This window comes from Bacillus sp. MRMR6, from assembly GCF_001940785.1.
Classification (GTDB): Bacteria; Bacillota; Bacilli; order Bacillales; family Cytobacillaceae; genus Neobacillus.
The window spans coordinates 26338-43754 of record NZ_MSLS01000026.1 but is presented as its reverse complement, the minus strand read 5'-3'; the positions used below and the strand labels follow the sequence as shown (position 1 = coordinate 43754).

At 39.0% G+C, this 17417-nt stretch carries 15 protein-coding genes; all 15 read left to right on the top strand.

Annotation, left to right across the window (positions count from 1 at the left end; all coding sequences use genetic code 11):
* Window positions 1-84 precede the first annotated feature (84 nt).
* Window positions 85-1575, top strand: a complete 1491-nt coding sequence (gene glpK / locus BTR25_RS19765) for a glycerol kinase GlpK (protein ID WP_075689754.1) — start codon at window positions 85-87, stop codon at window positions 1573-1575.
* Between the two features lie 212 nt (window positions 1576-1787).
* Window positions 1788-3467 carry a glycerol-3-phosphate dehydrogenase/oxidase gene (locus BTR25_RS19760; RefSeq protein WP_075689753.1) on the top strand — a complete coding sequence of 560 codons (1680 nt, stop codon included), beginning with the start codon at window positions 1788-1790 and terminating at the stop codon, window positions 3465-3467.
* Between the two features lie 136 nt (window positions 3468-3603).
* A complete protein-coding gene (locus BTR25_RS19755) occupies window positions 3604-3963 on the top strand; it encodes a hypothetical protein (protein ID WP_075689752.1) in 360 nt (119 codons plus the stop codon).
* 102 nt (window positions 3964-4065) lie between these two features.
* Window positions 4066-4260, top strand: a complete 195-nt coding sequence (locus tag BTR25_RS19750) for a hypothetical protein (RefSeq protein WP_075689751.1) — start codon at window positions 4066-4068, stop codon at window positions 4258-4260.
* Between the two features lie 685 nt (window positions 4261-4945).
* A complete protein-coding gene (locus BTR25_RS19745) occupies window positions 4946-5326 on the top strand; it encodes a GntR family transcriptional regulator (protein WP_075689750.1) in 381 nt (126 codons plus the stop codon).
* Between the two features lie 2 nt (window positions 5327-5328).
* Entirely contained in the window at window positions 5329-6018 is a 690-nt protein-coding gene (locus BTR25_RS19740) for an ATP-binding cassette domain-containing protein (protein ID WP_075689749.1), read from the top strand.
* Window positions 6015-6848: a hypothetical protein gene (locus BTR25_RS19735; RefSeq protein ID WP_075689748.1), complete on the top strand. Its 834-nt coding sequence runs from the start codon at window positions 6015-6017 to the stop codon at window positions 6846-6848. Before BTR25_RS19740 ends, BTR25_RS19735 begins: the two co-directional genes overlap by 4 nt.
* 12 nt (window positions 6849-6860) lie before the next feature.
* Window positions 6861-8084: a hypothetical protein gene (locus tag BTR25_RS19730; RefSeq protein WP_075689747.1), complete on the top strand. Its 1224-nt coding sequence runs from the start codon at window positions 6861-6863 to the stop codon at window positions 8082-8084.
* 59 nt (window positions 8085-8143) lie between these two features.
* Window positions 8144-8653: a sigma-70 family RNA polymerase sigma factor gene (locus BTR25_RS19725; RefSeq protein ID WP_075689746.1), complete on the top strand. Its 510-nt coding sequence runs from the start codon at window positions 8144-8146 to the stop codon at window positions 8651-8653.
* A gap of 129 nt (window positions 8654-8782) precedes the next feature.
* Window positions 8783-9538: an AAA family ATPase gene (locus BTR25_RS19720; RefSeq protein WP_075689745.1), complete on the top strand. Its 756-nt coding sequence runs from the start codon at window positions 8783-8785 to the stop codon at window positions 9536-9538.
* 538 nt (window positions 9539-10076) lie between these two features.
* On the top strand, window positions 10077-10790 hold the full coding sequence (locus BTR25_RS19710; RefSeq protein WP_075689743.1) for a GntR family transcriptional regulator: 714 nt from the start codon (window positions 10077-10079) through the stop codon (window positions 10788-10790).
* Between the two features lie 216 nt (window positions 10791-11006).
* Window positions 11007-11978 carry an SIS domain-containing protein gene (locus BTR25_RS19705; protein WP_075689742.1) on the top strand — a complete coding sequence of 324 codons (972 nt, stop codon included), beginning with the start codon at window positions 11007-11009 and terminating at the stop codon, window positions 11976-11978.
* 454 nt (window positions 11979-12432) lie between these two features.
* Complete coding sequence (locus BTR25_RS19700; protein WP_075689741.1) at window positions 12433-14499, top strand: hydantoinase/oxoprolinase family protein; 2067 nt, start codon at window positions 12433-12435, stop codon at window positions 14497-14499.
* 4 nt (window positions 14500-14503) lie between these two features.
* The gene (locus tag BTR25_RS19695; protein ID WP_075689740.1) at window positions 14504-16258 is read left to right on the top strand and encodes a hydantoinase B/oxoprolinase family protein; all 1755 of its coding nucleotides are present in this window, start codon (window positions 14504-14506) and stop codon (window positions 16256-16258) included.
* A gap of 179 nt (window positions 16259-16437) precedes the next feature.
* Window positions 16438-17412, top strand: coding sequence for an ABC transporter ATP-binding protein (locus tag BTR25_RS19690; RefSeq protein WP_075689739.1), 975 nt, complete (start codon window positions 16438-16440; stop codon window positions 17410-17412).
* Window positions 17413-17417: the final 5 nt, after the last annotated feature.

Below are 17417 nucleotides of genomic sequence, written 5' to 3'. Positions count from 1 at the left end.
CCAGCTAAGGCTCCTGTCGGGGCTGACTAAGGCGCTTGCGCTTATCTTATTAATACATGATGAAACAAAGGAAGGTTTTAAAGAATGGAAACATTTATTTTAGCGCTAGATCAAGGAACGACTAGTTCAAGAGCCATCCTTTTTAACAAAAAAGGGGAGGTTGTGTATCAATCACAAGCGGAGTTTACTCAATATTTTCCGAAGCCAGGATGGGTGGAACATAATCCGGATGAAATTTGGAGTTCGATACTATCTGTTATCGCATCTTGTTTATCAGAATCGGGTATTCAAGCAAAACAGATTGCTGGCATTGGTATAACCAATCAACGTGAAACAACAGTGGTATGGGATAAAGAAACAGGAAGACCGATTTATAATGCAATTGTTTGGCAATCCCGGCAAACGGACCATATTTGTGAAGTGTTAAAGGAAAAAGGATATAGTGAGATTTTTCGCCAAAAAACAGGTCTATTAATCGACCCCTATTTTTCAGGAACGAAGGCGAAATGGATTTTAGATCATGTTGGGGGGGCTAGAGAAAGGGCGGATAAGGGAAAATTATTATTTGGAACCATCGATACATGGCTTATTTGGAAGTTAACGGGAGGAAGAGCCCATGTAACGGACTATTCTAATGCTTCTAGAACGTTGATGTTTAATATATATGACTTACGTTGGGATGATGAACTTCTCAGCATATTAGATATCCCAAAGTCTATGCTTCCTGAAGTGAGATATTCTTCTGAGGTGTACGGACATACGATTGAATATCACTTCTTTGGGGAGTCTATACCGATTGCCGGTGTAGCAGGGGATCAACAAGCAGCGTTATTTGGCCAGGCTTGTTATGAAAAAGGGATGGCTAAAAATACATATGGCACAGGATGTTTTATGCTAATGAATACTGGCGAAAAAGCTGTAACCTCTAGTCATGGATTATTGACAACCATCGCATGGGGAATTAATGGAAAAATCGAATATGCATTGGAAGGAAGTATTTTTGTAGCGGGTTCAGCCATTCAGTGGCTTAGAGACGGCTTGCGGATGATCAAGGATGCGAAAGATAGTGAAGATTATGCAAAGAAAGTACCTTCATCGGATGGAGTGTATGTGGTACCGGCATTTGTTGGGTTAGGCACCCCTTATTGGGACAGTGATGCAAGGGGAGCTGTCTTTGGAATAACAAGAGGTACAACAAAAGAACATTTTATAAGGGCTACTTTAGAATCGCTCGCTTATCAGTCAAAAGATGTTGTAGGTGCGATGGAGTTGGACTCTGGTATTCAACTAAAAACGTTACGTGTAGATGGCGGGGCTGTAAAAAATCATTTCCTTATGCAATTTCAAAGTGATCTTTTAGATGTTCCGGTCGAAAGGCCTGCGGTAAACGAGACAACCGCATTAGGAGCAGCCTATTTGGCTGGTATAGCAGTAGGATTCTGGAAGGACCAAGCAGAGATTTCTCTTCAGTGGAATCGAGATCTTTCCCTCTCACCACAGATGGATGAGACCTCAAGAAACAATTTGTATACGGGTTGGAAAAAGGCTGTACAAGCGGCAAGGATATTTAAATAATCAGATAAAAACTTTTAAGCTAGATATACCGAATGGGCAATGGTCAGGATTGAATTTCCAATTAATTTATGATTTAATTAATGATAAGTTAATATTCCGGTAGGAGAAATTTGAGAGACCATAAGACCTTTAATCGTTTACGATTAATAGATTTTGTGGTCTCTTTTTATTTGGCTGTACAAATAGAAAAAAGAAAAAAGGAGTGAAAAGGAATGGTTTTTTCAAGTGAGAATCGGATTGATATTTTGAAACAAATGCAAGAGACGGTTTATGATGTTCTTGTAATAGGCGGGGGCATTACAGGGTGTGGTATAGCCCTTGATGCAGCCACACGGGGGATGAGAACAGCATTATTCGAAATGCAAGATTTTGCTGCAGGTACTTCTAGTAGATCAACGAAATTAGTTCATGGTGGTTTAAGATATTTAAAACAATTTGAAGTGAAGATGGTTGCCGAAGTTGGGAAGGAGAGAGCAATTGTTTACGAAAACGGGCCACACGTAACAACACCGGAGTGGATGCTTCTTCCGATTCACGAGGGAGGGACATTTGGTAAATTCTCTACTTCAATTGGCCTTCTAGTTTATGACTTTTTAGCAGGAGTAAAGAGTAGTGAGCGCCGATCTATGTTGAGTGTTGAAAAAACTCTTAAGCGTGAACCTCTACTGAAAAGGGAAGGTCTTAAAGGTGCCGGTTATTATGTAGAATATAAAACAGATGATGCACGTTTAACGATTGAGGTAGTGAAAGAAGCAGTGAATCAAGGGGCTAATGCAATCAATTACACAAAAGTGGAGAAATTTATCTATGAAAATGGGATTGTAAAAGGTGTCATCGTTGTAGATCAATTAACCAAGGAGTCCTATAAAATATTTGCAAAGAAAATTGTTAACGCAGCAGGTCCTTGGGTAGATACATTGCGTGAAAAAGATCATTCTAAACAAGGAAAGTCATTGCAATTAACGAAAGGAATTCACCTTGTTATCGATCAAAGCCGATTTCCGCTCAATCAAGCCGTTTACTTTGATACTGCGGATGGACGCATGGTGTTTGCCATTCCAAGGGAAGGTAAAACATATGTAGGAACAACAGATACCGTTTATGAGGGAGATATTGCCCACCCAAGGATGACAGAAGCTGACCGCAATTATGTAATAAATGCTATTAACTATATGTTTCCTACATTGAAAATAACGGTAAAAGATATTGAGTCCAGTTGGACCGGCTTACGTCCGTTAATACATGAGGATGGAAAAGATCCTTCTGAGATATCGCGTAAAGATGAAATATGGACATCCGAGTCAGGGCTTATTACCATTGCAGGCGGGAAGCTAACAGGTTATCGTAAAATGGCTGAAATCGTTGTGGATCTACTCGCAAAAAATTTAAACAATCAAGAAGGCAGAACTTTTTCATCTTGTAAGACTAGGACATTACCGATTTCAGGCGGGGATGTAGGAGGGTCTAAAAACTTTCCTGCCTTTATAGAGGAAAAGGTGAAGATAGGTATACACCTAGGCTTAACACCTGAAGAAGCTGCAAAAATGGTTAAAAGATATGGGTCAAATGTGGATAAGGTATTTAAGTATCATAGATTTTATTTGCAAAACTCTTCGGAAATTGAATTGCCGCTTTATGTGTTTTTACAACTTATTTATTCCATTAAAGATGAAATGATAGCCAAACCGACTGACTTTTTCTATCGAAGAACGGGTACATTATTATTTGATATTAATTGGGTTAGGGAATGGAAGGATAAAGTCATAAACTATATGGCTGCTTCTTTAAATTGGACAGTAGAACAGAAATTTTTATATAAACAAGAATTAGAAAAACATATTCGTGATGCATTTACAGCGATTGATGAGGAGACGAAGGAAAAGGTAAGTTAATAATCAATGAGAAAGAGAAAGCTGAATTGTATGTAAATCAGCTTTCGCCTTTTTTCTCTATTCTAATCAAAGAACCGCCTATTAAGGCGGTTTTCTTGTATCCCAAGAAGGATGGTCACAGTACTTCCCGAGTTAAATGCTAAACCATATTCTCGAAGAGTGTATTACTGTTCTCGAAAGAGACCAAAGTGATAAATCTATCTCATTATTTGAGGTGAATCAGGATAGGTTAGTTATTAAAGCAAGTGTTCGGATAAATGCAGAATCTATTGCAAAAAGGTCGTTTGGAAAAGATGAAAGTTTTGCAGGCTATATTTGGGGTATAAGGGAGGCGGAAATTGTTAACTGTATTGGACAGGAGGATAAGAGGTTTACTGATGGTGGAATACCTGCAACTCCAATAGGTTCAATACTTGGATTTCCATTAATGGTGGATAACAAACAATATTCTCGGGGTCCTATGCCTGCAATCAGAAGTGGAAAATGGTTTTGGTGATGCGGACTTAAGAACAGTAGAATTTTATGCTAGATTGAGCACATCCATGCTTTTATATGGTAAAATTAATGATAATAATTATACGTAAGGGAGGGAATTTTAATGGTGACAATGGTTAGGCCAGTTAAAAAAACGGGTTATAGTGATATCGACCAATTACTAGTAGAGGCTAATAATCTTATCAATGAGGGAAATGAACTTCAAAAAGATATTGAGGTTGCTGTTAAATTTAAACCTACTAATCCCTTTAACTCCCGAAAGAAAAAAGGCAAATTGAAAATTAAGATTAAAAAGTAACAAAATTAGTGTAAGGTGCCAACCGTAAAAATGGGTGGTACTTGCACGGGGTTTGTTCTAGAAGTTGAAAAGGGCATGCATTCTTGCACCTCAAGGGGCGGAATACATGCCCTATTTTATTCTCTAACACCAACATCTATCGGACCAATCTTACAACGACAAAATTCTACCCAATTTTATTATAAAACCTCTTTGTTGTCTTCCTATTTTCCGTTTTACACAATCGTTTGATTAGTATCAAAACGTGCTGATTTGTGTAGATTACTAGTTTTTATCTGTTTTTATTGGAGAAGTAGATCGAAGCCAGTGACCATTCCTCGACAAGAATTGCTCCAGAAAACCAGCATAAGTTCGTTTAAATAAAGGGGTTTTCCTGCATTTAATCAATCGTTTATTTGGAAATTATGGCCCTAATCAAACGTTTGATTGGATTTGCATTTTTCCTTGGTGTGAAGGCACTTGTTTTCTTTTAGATAAGAGAAAATAGTCGGAAGTTGCCTGTGTAATAAAGGTGAAAAAGTGTCCTAACACCGAGAAGCGATTGCGGTTTTCTCCTGCAAAAAGAGCAGTAGAACCGTCCCCATGAAACCCTTGACAACGATGCTGTATTAACCATATAATACACCTAAAGTGTATGAATTAGTTAATACACACACCTGTTGAAAGTTGTATAGGAGTTGTTTCTATGAATGTTGTTTTTAATAATCGTGATCCGGTGTATTTGCAGATCATTCGTTATTTTAAAGAGAAGATTGTGAACGGTGAGTTGAGGCCAGGAGAGGAAATTCCATCACGACGGGAGCTGGCGAACCAAATGAAGGTGAATCCGAATACTGCGCAGCGAGCGTATAAGGAAATGGAGGAACAAGGGTTGATTACTACAGAGCGGAATCATCCGAGCAAAATTACTACAGATACAAAGATACTTGGAAAGGTGAGAGAAGAGCTGATTTTGGAGGCGGTCGATACGTTTGTGACTTCTGTCCGTTCCATCAATGTTCCGGTGGAGGAGCTGCTTGATTTGGTTCGGGAGAAGTATACGAGTAACGGGAATCAGGAGGCGTAAACATGATTGAAGTAAAAGCGGTTGAAAAGAGTTTTGGACGAAAGAAAATCTTAAAAGGAGTCTCCTTTACTGCCAACAAGGGCGAAATTACCTGCTTAATCGGGATTAACGGGGTAGGGAAAACAACGATCTTAAATGCCATTATGGCTCTAACTCCCATCCAAAAGGGCCAAATCTTAATAGATGGAAAACCAGTCGATAAACATACTTTTGAAAAAATAACCTTTATCCCCGATGCGATTACGATGCTGCCGTCGATGACAATCCTCGAGTCGATGGAGTTTATGAAGGACTTCTATACGTGTTGGAATCAGGATCGGGCAAACGAGCTGCTGCAATTTTTCCGATTGAATAGAAGTGACCGGATTTCTTCCTTATCGAAAGGAAATACGGCAAAGGTGAATTTGTTACTAGGGCTGGCCCTTGATGTGGATTATGTGTTAATGGATGAGCCGTTCTCAGGAATTGATATGTTCAGCCGCGAAGAGATTGCCAATGTGTTCACGAGTCATTTGATTGAGAACCGAGGTGTCATCATTACCACCCATGAAATCGGGGATATTGAACATTTAATCGACAAGGTTGTTTTACTCGATGACGGAATGGTGACTAAGGAATTTAATGCGGAAGAGGTACGTGAAACCGAAGGGAAGTCTGTCATTGATGTCATGAGAGAGGTGTATCAGCGATGAAAAATTACTTGAAGCTCGTAAACTTTGAAGTGAACCGAATTGCGAAACTATTTGCTGTTTTATTAGGGATTACCTTCGTGGTGCAGATGATCGGCGCTGTTGTGGAATCAAAAAAGTATATTAACAGGGCAAATGAAAACATCTATGAAGAGATGATGTCGATAGCACAATTTCTCGAAACCTATGGTCAAATGAGTTTTTTCCAGATTGTCAGAAGTGTATGGTTCGTGGGGCCAATTGCGTTATGTATCGCTGGGGTAGGATTATACATATTCTTCATTTGGTATCGTGATTGGCTTGGAAAAAACACCTTTGTCTACCGTTTACTCTTGCTCCCAACATCAAGATTAAGTATTTTCTTTGCAAAAATTACTACAATCCTCCTGATGACATTGGGTTTAGTCGCTGTTCAACTGATGATCATGCCGATCGAGATGCTAGTGATGAAGGGAATAGTGCCTGACGAATTTAGAGCGGATTTGGGTGTGAGGGAAATCGTGATCAGCTTTCCTGAGTTATCGATTATCATTCCAAGCAGTATGACTGAACTGATTTTAACCTACGGTGCAGGATTGTTAGCAGTATCCATCTTGTTTACGGCTATCTTAATGGAGAGAAGTTTCAAGTGGAAGGGGATTGTGGCAGGACTACTTTATAGCATTCTAGCTGTCGTGGTCTTAATCTTGCCGCTACTTCTACAAGAGTTTGTGTTAAATGGTTTTTTCTATCCGATTGAATTGCTTGTGCTTGAGATCGTCATGGGATTGCTTGTACTGGCTGCATCGATTCTGATGAGTGGGTTTTTATTAGCAAAAAAGGTCACTGTTTAAGGGGTGTTTACATTGAAAAAATACTGGAAATTAACTAGCATCATCGTTGTTATTGTGCTTAGCATTGGAACCTTCTATGTGACCTCTGCTTTGTCAGCGGAACCATATCCAGAGTTCGTGATTCAAGCACAAAGTGGTGATGCAAAAGAGATAGAATCTTTGGTGTTAGAGGGAGCTTATGCAGCGGATACCACCGCTGGAAGTTATATAGGGACGAATGTCAAAATCAGTGAAGAAGGGTCTACATACGCGAGTAACTCCTTCTTAGATCAGGTGATTGGACAGCCTCCGACTTTGATTAAGGAATTACGGGAAGAATATCGTTCCTTTATGCGCGGTAAAAATTCGTATATTCCTTCATTTTTTGAAAACGAACAGTTTATCGCTTATGCCGCTGATAACTATCAACATGGAAGCTTATCGACTAGATTCTTCCTTGATTTATCTGTGTTAAACAAAGAAGATGCTAGTATCAACACCTTCACCATTGAAATTCCAGATGGGAAGGAACTGGATTATTTCTTTGTCGAGGATGTGCAAATGATTGAGGATGAGTTATATGTAATCACCAAAAATGCGGTGAGAATGTTGAAAGACCATCTCTATTATGAAGAACACATCTATACGATTGATGTTGCCAATCAGAAAATAAGTAGCGATGAAGCGATTATTCAGGTGTCTGAGGAACAGAAGGATATCCGTTCCAACGTACATTTGGTACCTACCAATCCTACACAGGCGATGGAACAGCTGATATTTATAAAGACAGACTGGAGATTTACTGAAGATGAGGAATCGAGACAAGAAAAGTTAATCAGTCAAGAAGTCTATTCCTACGATTTGCATACGAAGGAAACGACGAAAATTGATGTCCCGGGTTTACAGTTAGATGAAAACCGATTGTACTATTTTGATGGTTCTACCATTTACTTTATGAGTGTTGCTGGAGAAGACTTGGCTGTTACACCATATAGTTTAGTAGATCATCAAGTTGGTCAGCTATTCCGAGTTCAATTATCGGGAAAAGAGGGGCTGATGCATGGTCGAACGACTTTGGTGAAAGACGGTAAACTTTATGTGGTTTCCCCGCAAATGACTTCGACTATGGATTCGGAAGTGGTTGTTGCGGATGTTAAGACCGGGGAGACACTTTTTAAAGGTCAACTGGCTTTGAAAGATCCTTCCGAAAAAAAGAAGAATTTCGAGTTAGCTATTCATGAGGTGTACGTAAAATAAGTGTATGAAGGAATCTGGGAGGGGAGGAGTCTTCTTTTTATGAGGAAGAGGTGGCAAATGTGGACACAAAAGTAAGCGTTGAAAGAGATGTAAATGAACTGTATGCGGAATTTAAAAACAAAGTGTATGGCCTTGCCTTTTCCTTTATAAAAGACCGGCACCTGGCGGAAGACCTCTCCCATGAGATTCTAGTAAAATGCTACTATTCCCATCAAAGGTTTAACGGGGAGTGTTCCCTTCATGCATGGGTATCGCGGATTGCGAGGAATCATTGCATTGATTTCTTGCGAAAAGCTAACCGGCGCAAGGTTTTGCTGCATGAAGATATGGAGCCTATGTGTAACGATATGGTTGAGTGTACACCAGAATCTGAGGTGTTAACGCTGTATGAGCAAGAAGAGCTCATAAGCAAATTACAGCAGCTTCCTTCAAAATACAAGGAGGTCCTTACACTTTACTACTTTAAGGACCTATCATTAAAAGAAATTCAAACCCAATTGGATATCAAGGTTTCCACTATAAAAACAAGATTATTTCGCGCCAAGCGGTTGCTGCGGGAGATGTATTAGGAGTTAGTTGAGAATAACAAGTGACAGGCACCAGCCAAAAAAGTGGTTGGTGCCTGTCACCTTTTTTGGTAGGAACCGTCCCTGCAGTTTATGGTATGATGATTGAAAACTGACTGTAGAGGTATTAGGATGGATATATATTCAAGCCGTTATTTGAGAAGTATTCGTTTAATCAAAGAGTCTGTTCCTTCTTTTCAAGAGTATCCTTTTCAAATTCCAAGTATACGAAAAATGACAGAGCTTTCCTTTCACGAAAATGTAACGTTCCTTGTTGGTGAAAATGGAATGGGAAAGTCGACATTGTTAGAAGCGATTTCGATTGTACTCGGTTTTAATCCTGAAGGCGGCTCTTTAAATTTTAATTTTTCTACGTATGATTCTTATTCAAACCTTAGCGATTATCTTACTGTTGTAAAGGGACTAAATAGACCAGAGGATGGTTTTTTTCTCCGTGCGGAAAGTTTCTACAATTTAGCGTCAAATATTGAAGAATTAGACCGAGAACCGATGCGTGGTTCACGGATCATTGATTCATTTGGCGGGGTGTCGCTTCATGATCAATCACACGGTGAGGCCTTTTTTTCCACCTTTATGAATCGTTTCGGAGCTAATGGCATTTATATTTTGGACGAACCAGAAGCTGCGCTGTCACCACTCAGGCAATTGTCCATGCTATCCAGAATTCACGAATTGGTTAACCAAAATTCGCAATTTATTATTGCGACTCATTCGCCGATCTTAATGTCGTATCCATCCTCAAACATATTAGAGCTTACAGAAAACGGAATAAGGAAGACCAGCGTCGAAGACACTGGGCACTATAAATTAATGAAACAGTTTTTCGAAGATAAAGACAGATTTATCCATCACTTATTAAAAGATTAAGGAAGTGCACGATTGGACGGTCCCTGATTAGAAGCCGGCCGTTCTTACATAAATTGTACAGTGACAAATTTCTCCCTGTTTTTATAGCAAAACCTCTTAATTTCCGACGATTGTTCCGGTTCTACACAAACGTTTGATTAGCATCAAAACGTGAAAGGTCGAAGAGAGGGATATATTTTGAATAAAACAACAGAGGAAAGTAAGTAAAGAAATAGAAAATGTAATTCAAAGTGTTCAACTATTAAAATCAACTGATTACTAGTTTTAATTAGGTGGTTCAATGTTTCCGCTTTGGGTGGTTCATTTTTAGGAAAACGTTTAAATATGTAAAGATTGCTAGACTGGGATCCGTTCTTCCGTTCTGTTTCATAGTCAGTGAGGAACATTATCCAAGACAATATAATACCATTTTGAGTGGTATTCAAATAATCTGTTTCTAAATTATATGATTATATCACCTTTATTCTAGCTTATTGCGTTTATTACATTTAAATGGTATTGTAAGGTTATATAATTATTGGATATGGGGATATTAAATATGCCGCTAAATAAACAGGACATTTTACCATTATATAAGCAGCTTACCGACATTTTTCGAAAGGATATTGAAGAAGGGAAGTTCAAAAAGGGTGAAAAAATCCCAACTGAAGTTGAGTTGAGTAAATTATATAATGTAAGTCGGGTTACAGTTCGTAATGCATTAGAGGAATTAGCCAAAGAAAATTTGTTAATTCGTAAACAGGGAAAAGGGACGTTCGTCAACACAAAGAAACTCAGCAGGGGTATTCATGGTTTACAAAGTTTTTCTGATATGTGTCGTGAAATTGGCTGTAAACCAGGTGCAAAGGTAATAAAGTGCATTATTGAAGATGCGAATCATAAGGATATTGAAGTATTACAATTAGAACCGGGCTCCAAAATAATTGTGATTGAACGAATCCGTTACGCGGATGATGTTCCTGTTGCATTAGAAGTTTCGCGGTTACCTGAGCGGTTTACCTTTTTATTAAATGAAGACTTAAATGATACCTCCATGTTTTCCATTTTGTCTGAAAAGTATGGTATTGTCTTTATGGATACAAGGAAAACGATTGAGCTAGTGTTTGCGACATATGAGATGTCACGCTATCTTAATTTATCACAAGGATACCCGCTTTTATCGATTTCAGCTGTTTCAACTGATAAAGAAGGGGTTCCGTCCCATCGATCTATGCAATTTATTGTTGGTGATAAGTTTCAATTTATTATCTGAAAAGGCTATAGCAATGCATTAATAGCGCATATTTCAAACAAATAACTACTTATTTGTTTGAGATATGTGCTTTTTTATTTAGTAGACTAGAAAGTGATAACCTACGTAGAAAATTATCTAAAAATTTAAAATGTTATTGAAAATTGAAATATTAATGGTATTATAATGTTATAGATACATTAAATACATTAAATAAAGAAAGGGAGTACATAACAGATGAACATGAAACCAATAATTAGTGAAATCAAACAAAAGATTGAATCGGCAGGAGGTTTGAAGGCAGTCTACTTTGTGGCATGTGGAGGCTCACAAGCAGCTATCTATCCAGCGAATTATTTAATCCAAAGTGAAGCAAAAAATATCGCCACCGCCATTTATAATAGTAATGAGTTTGTACATGCTACTCCGGCGTCGTTAAATGAACAGACTATTTGTATCATTTGTTCCTTAAATGCTACCCCTGAAACAGTAGAAGCTGTAAAAGTGGCAAATGCAAAGGGTGCGATAACTATTGCTATGACAGGATCACCTGACACACTAATGGCCCAGAATGGTCAATACAAAGTCGTTTATTCTAACGGTGATAACCAAGTTTATTCACAAGCAAACCAAGCGCTCGCGTTAAAATTAGGATTTGAGATTCTTCACCAATTTGAAAATTATGAAAAATACGATGCGGCAATGAGTGCTTATGATAAAATCGACGCGATTGTTGAACATGGTAAAGTAAATTTATTGCCTCAAGCGCAACAATTCGCTAAGAAGTTTAAAAAGGATGAAGTATTCTATGTATTAGGAAGCGGCCCGCTATTCGGTACAGCCTATACAATGGCTTGCTGTCACTTTATGGAGATGCAGTGGAAACATGCCATCACGTTAAATTCAGGTGAATACTTTCATGGACCATTTGAAACAACTGATAAGGAAGTGGCGCTGGTGCTTCTTAAGAGTGTAGGGCGAACTCGACCGATGGATGATCGAGTAGAAACATTCTTAAAGGAATATGCGGAACGTTATATCATTATTGATGCGGAAGAAATCGGATTGAATCAAATCGATTCATCTGTTGCTGAATTCTTTAATTCTGTCGTAATGATTCCAATCGAGAGATTTTTTGTCTACCAAATGTCTCTTGCTAATAACCATCCGATGGAAGACCGCAGATATATGTGGAAAGTAGCATATTAATCGCAAATTTCATTAAATAGTCTTAGAACCAAACTGGCCTCCTAAAGATTTGGGGGGCTTTTTTTAAACAATATTACCATACAACTTGTACAAAATAGTACCTTGACGATAGCAAACCTTCATTTCCGGTATTTTACTATAATATAAATAGTATCTATCATATTCTAACAACCTCTTCAGAATATTTAGAAAGTACACTCATTTCAAAGTCCTTAGTGCTTTCTTACTAGAATTTAGACTATAGGGAATTATATGATTATTCTAAATTTATTATATTCAATGGTTGTATTACTCTGGTATTATTAAATCATAATTTCATATTATAACCGTGTTTAATTTAGATAGTGGCAATGCGGAGAATTTCTCGTTACAAGGCAATTTATCATGTTTTTAATAAATGAGTGCATAGTAGAAGGCAACGATTGAGAAGACACTTTCCAAAGGAGGAAACAGAATGGGCTATATGGTAGGGGTAGATGTTGGAGGTACTTTTACAGATGTTACATTAGTGGATAGTGGAAATGGAGAAATTAAAAACCACAAAGTGTCATCGACTCCTGATGATCCGTCTCGAGCAATTATGCAGGGGATAAGAGAAATTCTTGGTATGAATGACATTGCTGTTGAAGATGTTCAATATTTAGCACATGGTACCACTGTTGCGACCAATGCATTAATTGAACGGAAGGGTGCTGTTACTGGACTTATCGTAACAGAGGGTTTCCGAGATTTACTCGAAATAGGGCGTCAGACACGTCCAAGTTTATATAACTTCTTCGCGGAAAAGCCTGAACCTGTTATTTCAGGTAATTTGCGATTTGAAGTAAATGAAAGACTTCTAGCAAACGGTGAAGTCTATAGAGCTATTGATGAAGAGAGCCTACATAAAGCCATTTATGAATTGAAAGAAAAAGGAGTAGAAGCAATCGCTGTTTGTTTCTTGTTCTCCTATTTGAATCCTGAGCATGAAAAAATTGCAGTTGAAGCGATTAAAAAGCAATTTCCAGAAGTGTTTGTATCCGCCTCCCATGAGATTGTTCCTGAATTCCGTGAGTATTCAAGGTTAAGTACGACCACATTGAATGCTTATTTAGGTCCAGTTATGAAAAATTACATGGAAAACTTCCTGAATTCAGTGAAGGAATACGGAATACCTGTAGAGCCATACATTACACAATCAAATGGTGGAATTATATCCATTCATGAATCTGTTTCATCTCCGTTGCGAACTGCTGTTTCTGGCCCTGCAGCTGGTGTAGTAGCAGCTAAGAATCTAGCAGAACTAACTGGCTATAAAAATATGATTACATTTGATATGGGCGGAACATCAGCAGATTTTAGCTTAATTGAGGATGGAGAACCGAAGATTTCTATGGAAAGAGAAGTGGAAGGATTCCCAGCTCGGATCCCGATGCTTGATATTCATGCTTGTGGTGCCGGTGGAGGCTCTATTGCTTATATCGATAAAGGTGGAGCATTGAAGGTTGGACCTGAGAGTGCGGGTTCTACACCAGGACCTGCTTCCTATGGACGTGGCGGTACAAAGCCAACGGTTACCGATGCGAATGTGCTGCTAGGCAGGTTAAATCCTAAAGAAATCCTAGGAGGCCGAATGAGCCTAGACATGGAGGCTGCAGAAGTAGCGATAAAAGAGCATATTTGTGATCATTCGCAGCTTACATTGGAAGAAGCAACAGCCGGTATTATTTCGGTCGTAAATGCGAACATGTCGAGAGCTATTCGTTTGATTTCGATCCAAAAGGGGCATGATCCGAGAGAATTTACGCTGGTCTCATTTGGCGGAGCGGGTGGTTTGCACTGCAGCGCCCTTGCAAAAGAGTTAAATATTCCTCGGGTTCTCATTCCGCCTTCACCAGGAACGTTCTGTTCACTTGGCTTATTAGTGACGGATGTTCGAACCGATTATGTTAGTTCATCTTTGCTGGAGGCATCGCCTGAAGGTATGATCGTTGTTACAGACCAGTTTGAGAAGTTAAAAGAAGAAGGCATTAAATTACTAGATAAAGAGAATATCCCTGAATCAAAACGTAAATATGAACTCGTTATTGATATGAGATTTAAAGGTCAAAACTATGAAATTCCGATTCCGGTCGAGTGGGAAGAATTAACGCCATTTGGATTTTCAACGTTAAATAAGCGATTCCAGGAGCAACATGAAAAGATTTATGGCTATGCTAAAAAAGAGGGTGTGCTCGAATTTGTCAACTACAGACTAACAGCTGTAGGACAGCTTCCAAAAGCATCATTTAATAAATCTACGAAAACATCAAATGGCGCTACACCTAGAGATACGCGTCAAGTTTATTTTACAGAAGTAGATGAGCCGGGGTATTACGAAACGAAAATCTTTGCGCGTGAAGATCTAGTGCCTGGAGATAAAGTTCAGGGTCCCTTAATTATCGAACAAATGGATACAACCATTCTAGTCCTGCCTAAGCAAACGATGAAGGTTGATGAATATGGGAATCTGATTATTAATACGTTTGGTGAGGAGGAGTAGAGGTATGAAAAAGAAGGTCGATCCGATTACATTAGAAATTGTTGGAAACCTATTGCTTTCTGTTGCTGAAGAGATGGGTATCACTCTAGTAAAAACAGCCTTTTCAACAAATATTAAAGAACGGAAGGATTGCTCTACAGCTGTCTTCGATGCAAAGGGAAATATGACTGCTCAAGCTGAATATGTGCCGATGCATTTAGGATCCATGTTAGATGTGGTGAATGAAGTGCTGAAGAGATATCCAGTCGAATCCATATCTCCAGGAGATATGTTTGTTACGAATGATCCTTACTCTGGAGGCGGAACCCACTTACCTGATATCACCATGGTGGCACCGGTATTTTCTGATGACCAATTGGTAGGGTTCGTGGCAAATATTGCCCACCACTCTGATATTGGTGGAATGGTCCCAGGTAGTGTTTCCCCTGATTCGACCACCATTTATCAGGAGGGTCTTCGTATACCTCTCGTTAAAATATGCAGCAAGGGTGAAGTAGTAAAAGAAAGCTATGATTTTATTCGATTAAATACAAGAACTCCAGTCGAAAGACAAGGGGATTTGGATGCGCAAATCGCTTCCAATCATGCTGGAGTTAGAAGATTAAAAGAAGTTATCCAAAAATATGGGGTATCTTTTTTTCAGACCTGTACAGATGGCTTGCTTGATTATGCGGAAGAATTAATGCGATCTGGAATCCGGTCCTTGCCTGATGGCACCTACACGTTTGAGGATTATTTAGATGATGCAGGCACACACTCGCCAGATCCAGTTTTAATTCGGGCCAAGATTACGATTGATGATAGTAATGCAATTGTTGACTTTGAAGGTACCAGCCCTCAAGTGCCGGGGCCATTAAATATGGTTTTTTCAGGATTAGTTACGACAATCTTTTATTGCTTTAAAGCGATTGCCGGTCAAGATGTATTCTCAAATCAAGGTATATACCGTGCATTAACGGTAAAAGCTCCAAAAGGTTCAATTGTGAATTGTACGCTGCCTGTTCCTGTTGGACAGCGGATTGATACCTCTCAACGTGTGGTTGATGTCGTGCTGGGAGCTTTATCGAAGGTTGCTCCAGAACGTGTTCTAGCTGCCTGTAATAGTGTGGTTACTTCTGCGATTTTCTCTGGGACGAATCCAAATACAGATGATTATTTCGTCTATTTAGAGACCATTGCAGGAGGTTCAGGCGCTCATGCATTTGGAGATGGCCTAAGTGGTGTACAGGTTCATATGACCAATACCTCTAACCTGCCAGTCGAGGCTCTTGAAAGGGAATACCCCATTCTTATTGAGAAATATGCACTCAGAAAAGATTCTGGTGGAGCAGGCTTACACCGCGGGGGATTAGGAATTCAAAGAGATTATCGAATTTTAACGGATAATATATCCTATACTGGACTTGGTGACAGACATAAGTTCGCACCTTGGGGTATTAGTGGCGGTAAGGAAGGAAGCCCAGGAAAATTCTCAACCATTAAAAACGGAAAAGAACTCCTGCTTAGTTCAAAAGTGTCAGAGTTACAGTTAAACAAAGGCGATATTGTAAGTGTTAGTTCACCGGGGTCGGGCGGCTTTGGCTCACCTTTCGAAAGATCACCAGAGTTAGTTTTGTTTGATGTAGTTGATCAAAAGGTCTCTGTTGAAAAGGCATTGGTAGACTATGGTGTTAAGATAAACGATGAAAATGGTATCTATACAATCGCCGAGGAAGAAACGAAGCAATACAGGCTTGGGTTAGCTCAAAACAGCATCTGATTATCTAGTCCTAGAGCGCTAGCTACAAAGATTCTAGTAGTTAATTGTAGGTAGCGCTTTTTTTATCCAATGGAGATATTTTTCAGATAATATTGAATTTTCGCCCAATAGGTACTATAATATATTGTAACAACCTAATACAATTAACTATGTTTGAAAAGGCTTAAGGAGGGATGAGCGTGGGGGATGCACTTCTTGATATAAAAGGTTTATCTACTGTGTTTAATACGGAATTAGGGGTTTTTCCTGCCATAAAAGATGTCAACTTATCCCTAAGAAAAGGAGAAACATTATGTGTGGTAGGTGAGAGTGGTAGTGGCAAAACGATTACTTCCATGTCTCTCATGCAGCTTTTGCCTCCTTCTGGAAAAATCGCATCAGGTGAGATTATTTTCCGAGACGTTGACCTAGTAAAACTTACTAGGAAAGAGATTAATAGGTTCAGGGGAAAAGCGATTTCAATGATCTTTCAAGATCCTATGTCAGCTCTAGATCCCGTTTATACATGTGGAAGTCAAATAACGGAAGCCATCCAAATTCATAAGAAGATTTCAAAAGGAGAAGCTAAAAATCGCGCAATCCAATTATTGAAACAAGTTGGAATACCTCATCCTGAAACGATCTTTGATGCATACCCGCATGAGCTTTCCGGAGGAATGTGTCAGCGTGTGATGATTGCGATGGCCTTATCTTGTAATCCTGAGTTACTCATTGCCGATGAACCAACGACAGCTTTAGATGTAACAGTACAAGCTAGAATCTTAGATTTATTAAATAAGATAAAGAAAGAATTTAATATGGGGATTTTATTAATTACCCATGACTTGGGTGTAGTAGCGGAAATGGCTGACCGAGTGGCTGTCATGTACGCAGGGCAAATTGTCGAAGAAACCGATGTACATACCTTATTTAAAAACCCGAAACACCCTTACACAAAAGGGTTAATTAAATCAGTTCCTCCATTACATCACCAGAACAAAACATTATATAGTATCCCTGGCTCTGTCCCAAGTATTAGTTCAATGCCAAACGGGTGCAGGTTTCATCCTAGGTGTTCGTTTGCTACCGATTTATGCGTACAGAAGGAACCGGAACTACAAGAAATCAAATCTCAACATAAAGTTAAATGTTGGCATATTGACGAAGGAGTGTGATGTAA

What these genes read in the sequence shown, in the direction of transcription:
- glpK (WP_075689754.1), top strand. Translation starts at nt 85, where the DNA reads ATGGAAACATTTATTTTAGCGCTAGATCAAGGAACGACTAGTTCAAGA.
- BTR25_RS19720 (WP_075689745.1), top strand. Translation starts at nt 8,783, where the DNA reads ATGGATATATATTCAAGCCGTTATTTGAGAAGTATTCGTTTAATCAAA.
- BTR25_RS19750 (WP_075689751.1), top strand. Translation starts at nt 4,066, where the DNA reads ATGGTGACAATGGTTAGGCCAGTTAAAAAAACGGGTTATAGTGATATC.
- BTR25_RS19735 (WP_075689748.1), top strand. Translation starts at nt 6,015, where the DNA reads ATGAAAAATTACTTGAAGCTCGTAAACTTTGAAGTGAACCGAATTGCG.
- BTR25_RS19745 (WP_075689750.1), top strand. Translation starts at nt 4,946, where the DNA reads ATGAATGTTGTTTTTAATAATCGTGATCCGGTGTATTTGCAGATCATT.
- BTR25_RS19700 (WP_075689741.1), top strand. Translation starts at nt 12,433, where the DNA reads ATGGGCTATATGGTAGGGGTAGATGTTGGAGGTACTTTTACAGATGTT.
- BTR25_RS19760 (WP_075689753.1), top strand. Translation starts at nt 1,788, where the DNA reads ATGGTTTTTTCAAGTGAGAATCGGATTGATATTTTGAAACAAATGCAA.
- BTR25_RS19710 (WP_075689743.1), top strand. Translation starts at nt 10,077, where the DNA reads ATGCCGCTAAATAAACAGGACATTTTACCATTATATAAGCAGCTTACC.
- BTR25_RS19755 (WP_075689752.1), top strand. Translation starts at nt 3,604, where the DNA reads ATGCTAAACCATATTCTCGAAGAGTGTATTACTGTTCTCGAAAGAGAC.
- BTR25_RS19740 (WP_075689749.1), top strand. Translation starts at nt 5,329, where the DNA reads ATGATTGAAGTAAAAGCGGTTGAAAAGAGTTTTGGACGAAAGAAAATC.
- BTR25_RS19695 (WP_075689740.1), top strand. Translation starts at nt 14,504, where the DNA reads ATGAAAAAGAAGGTCGATCCGATTACATTAGAAATTGTTGGAAACCTA.
- BTR25_RS19705 (WP_075689742.1), top strand. Translation starts at nt 11,007, where the DNA reads ATGAACATGAAACCAATAATTAGTGAAATCAAACAAAAGATTGAATCG.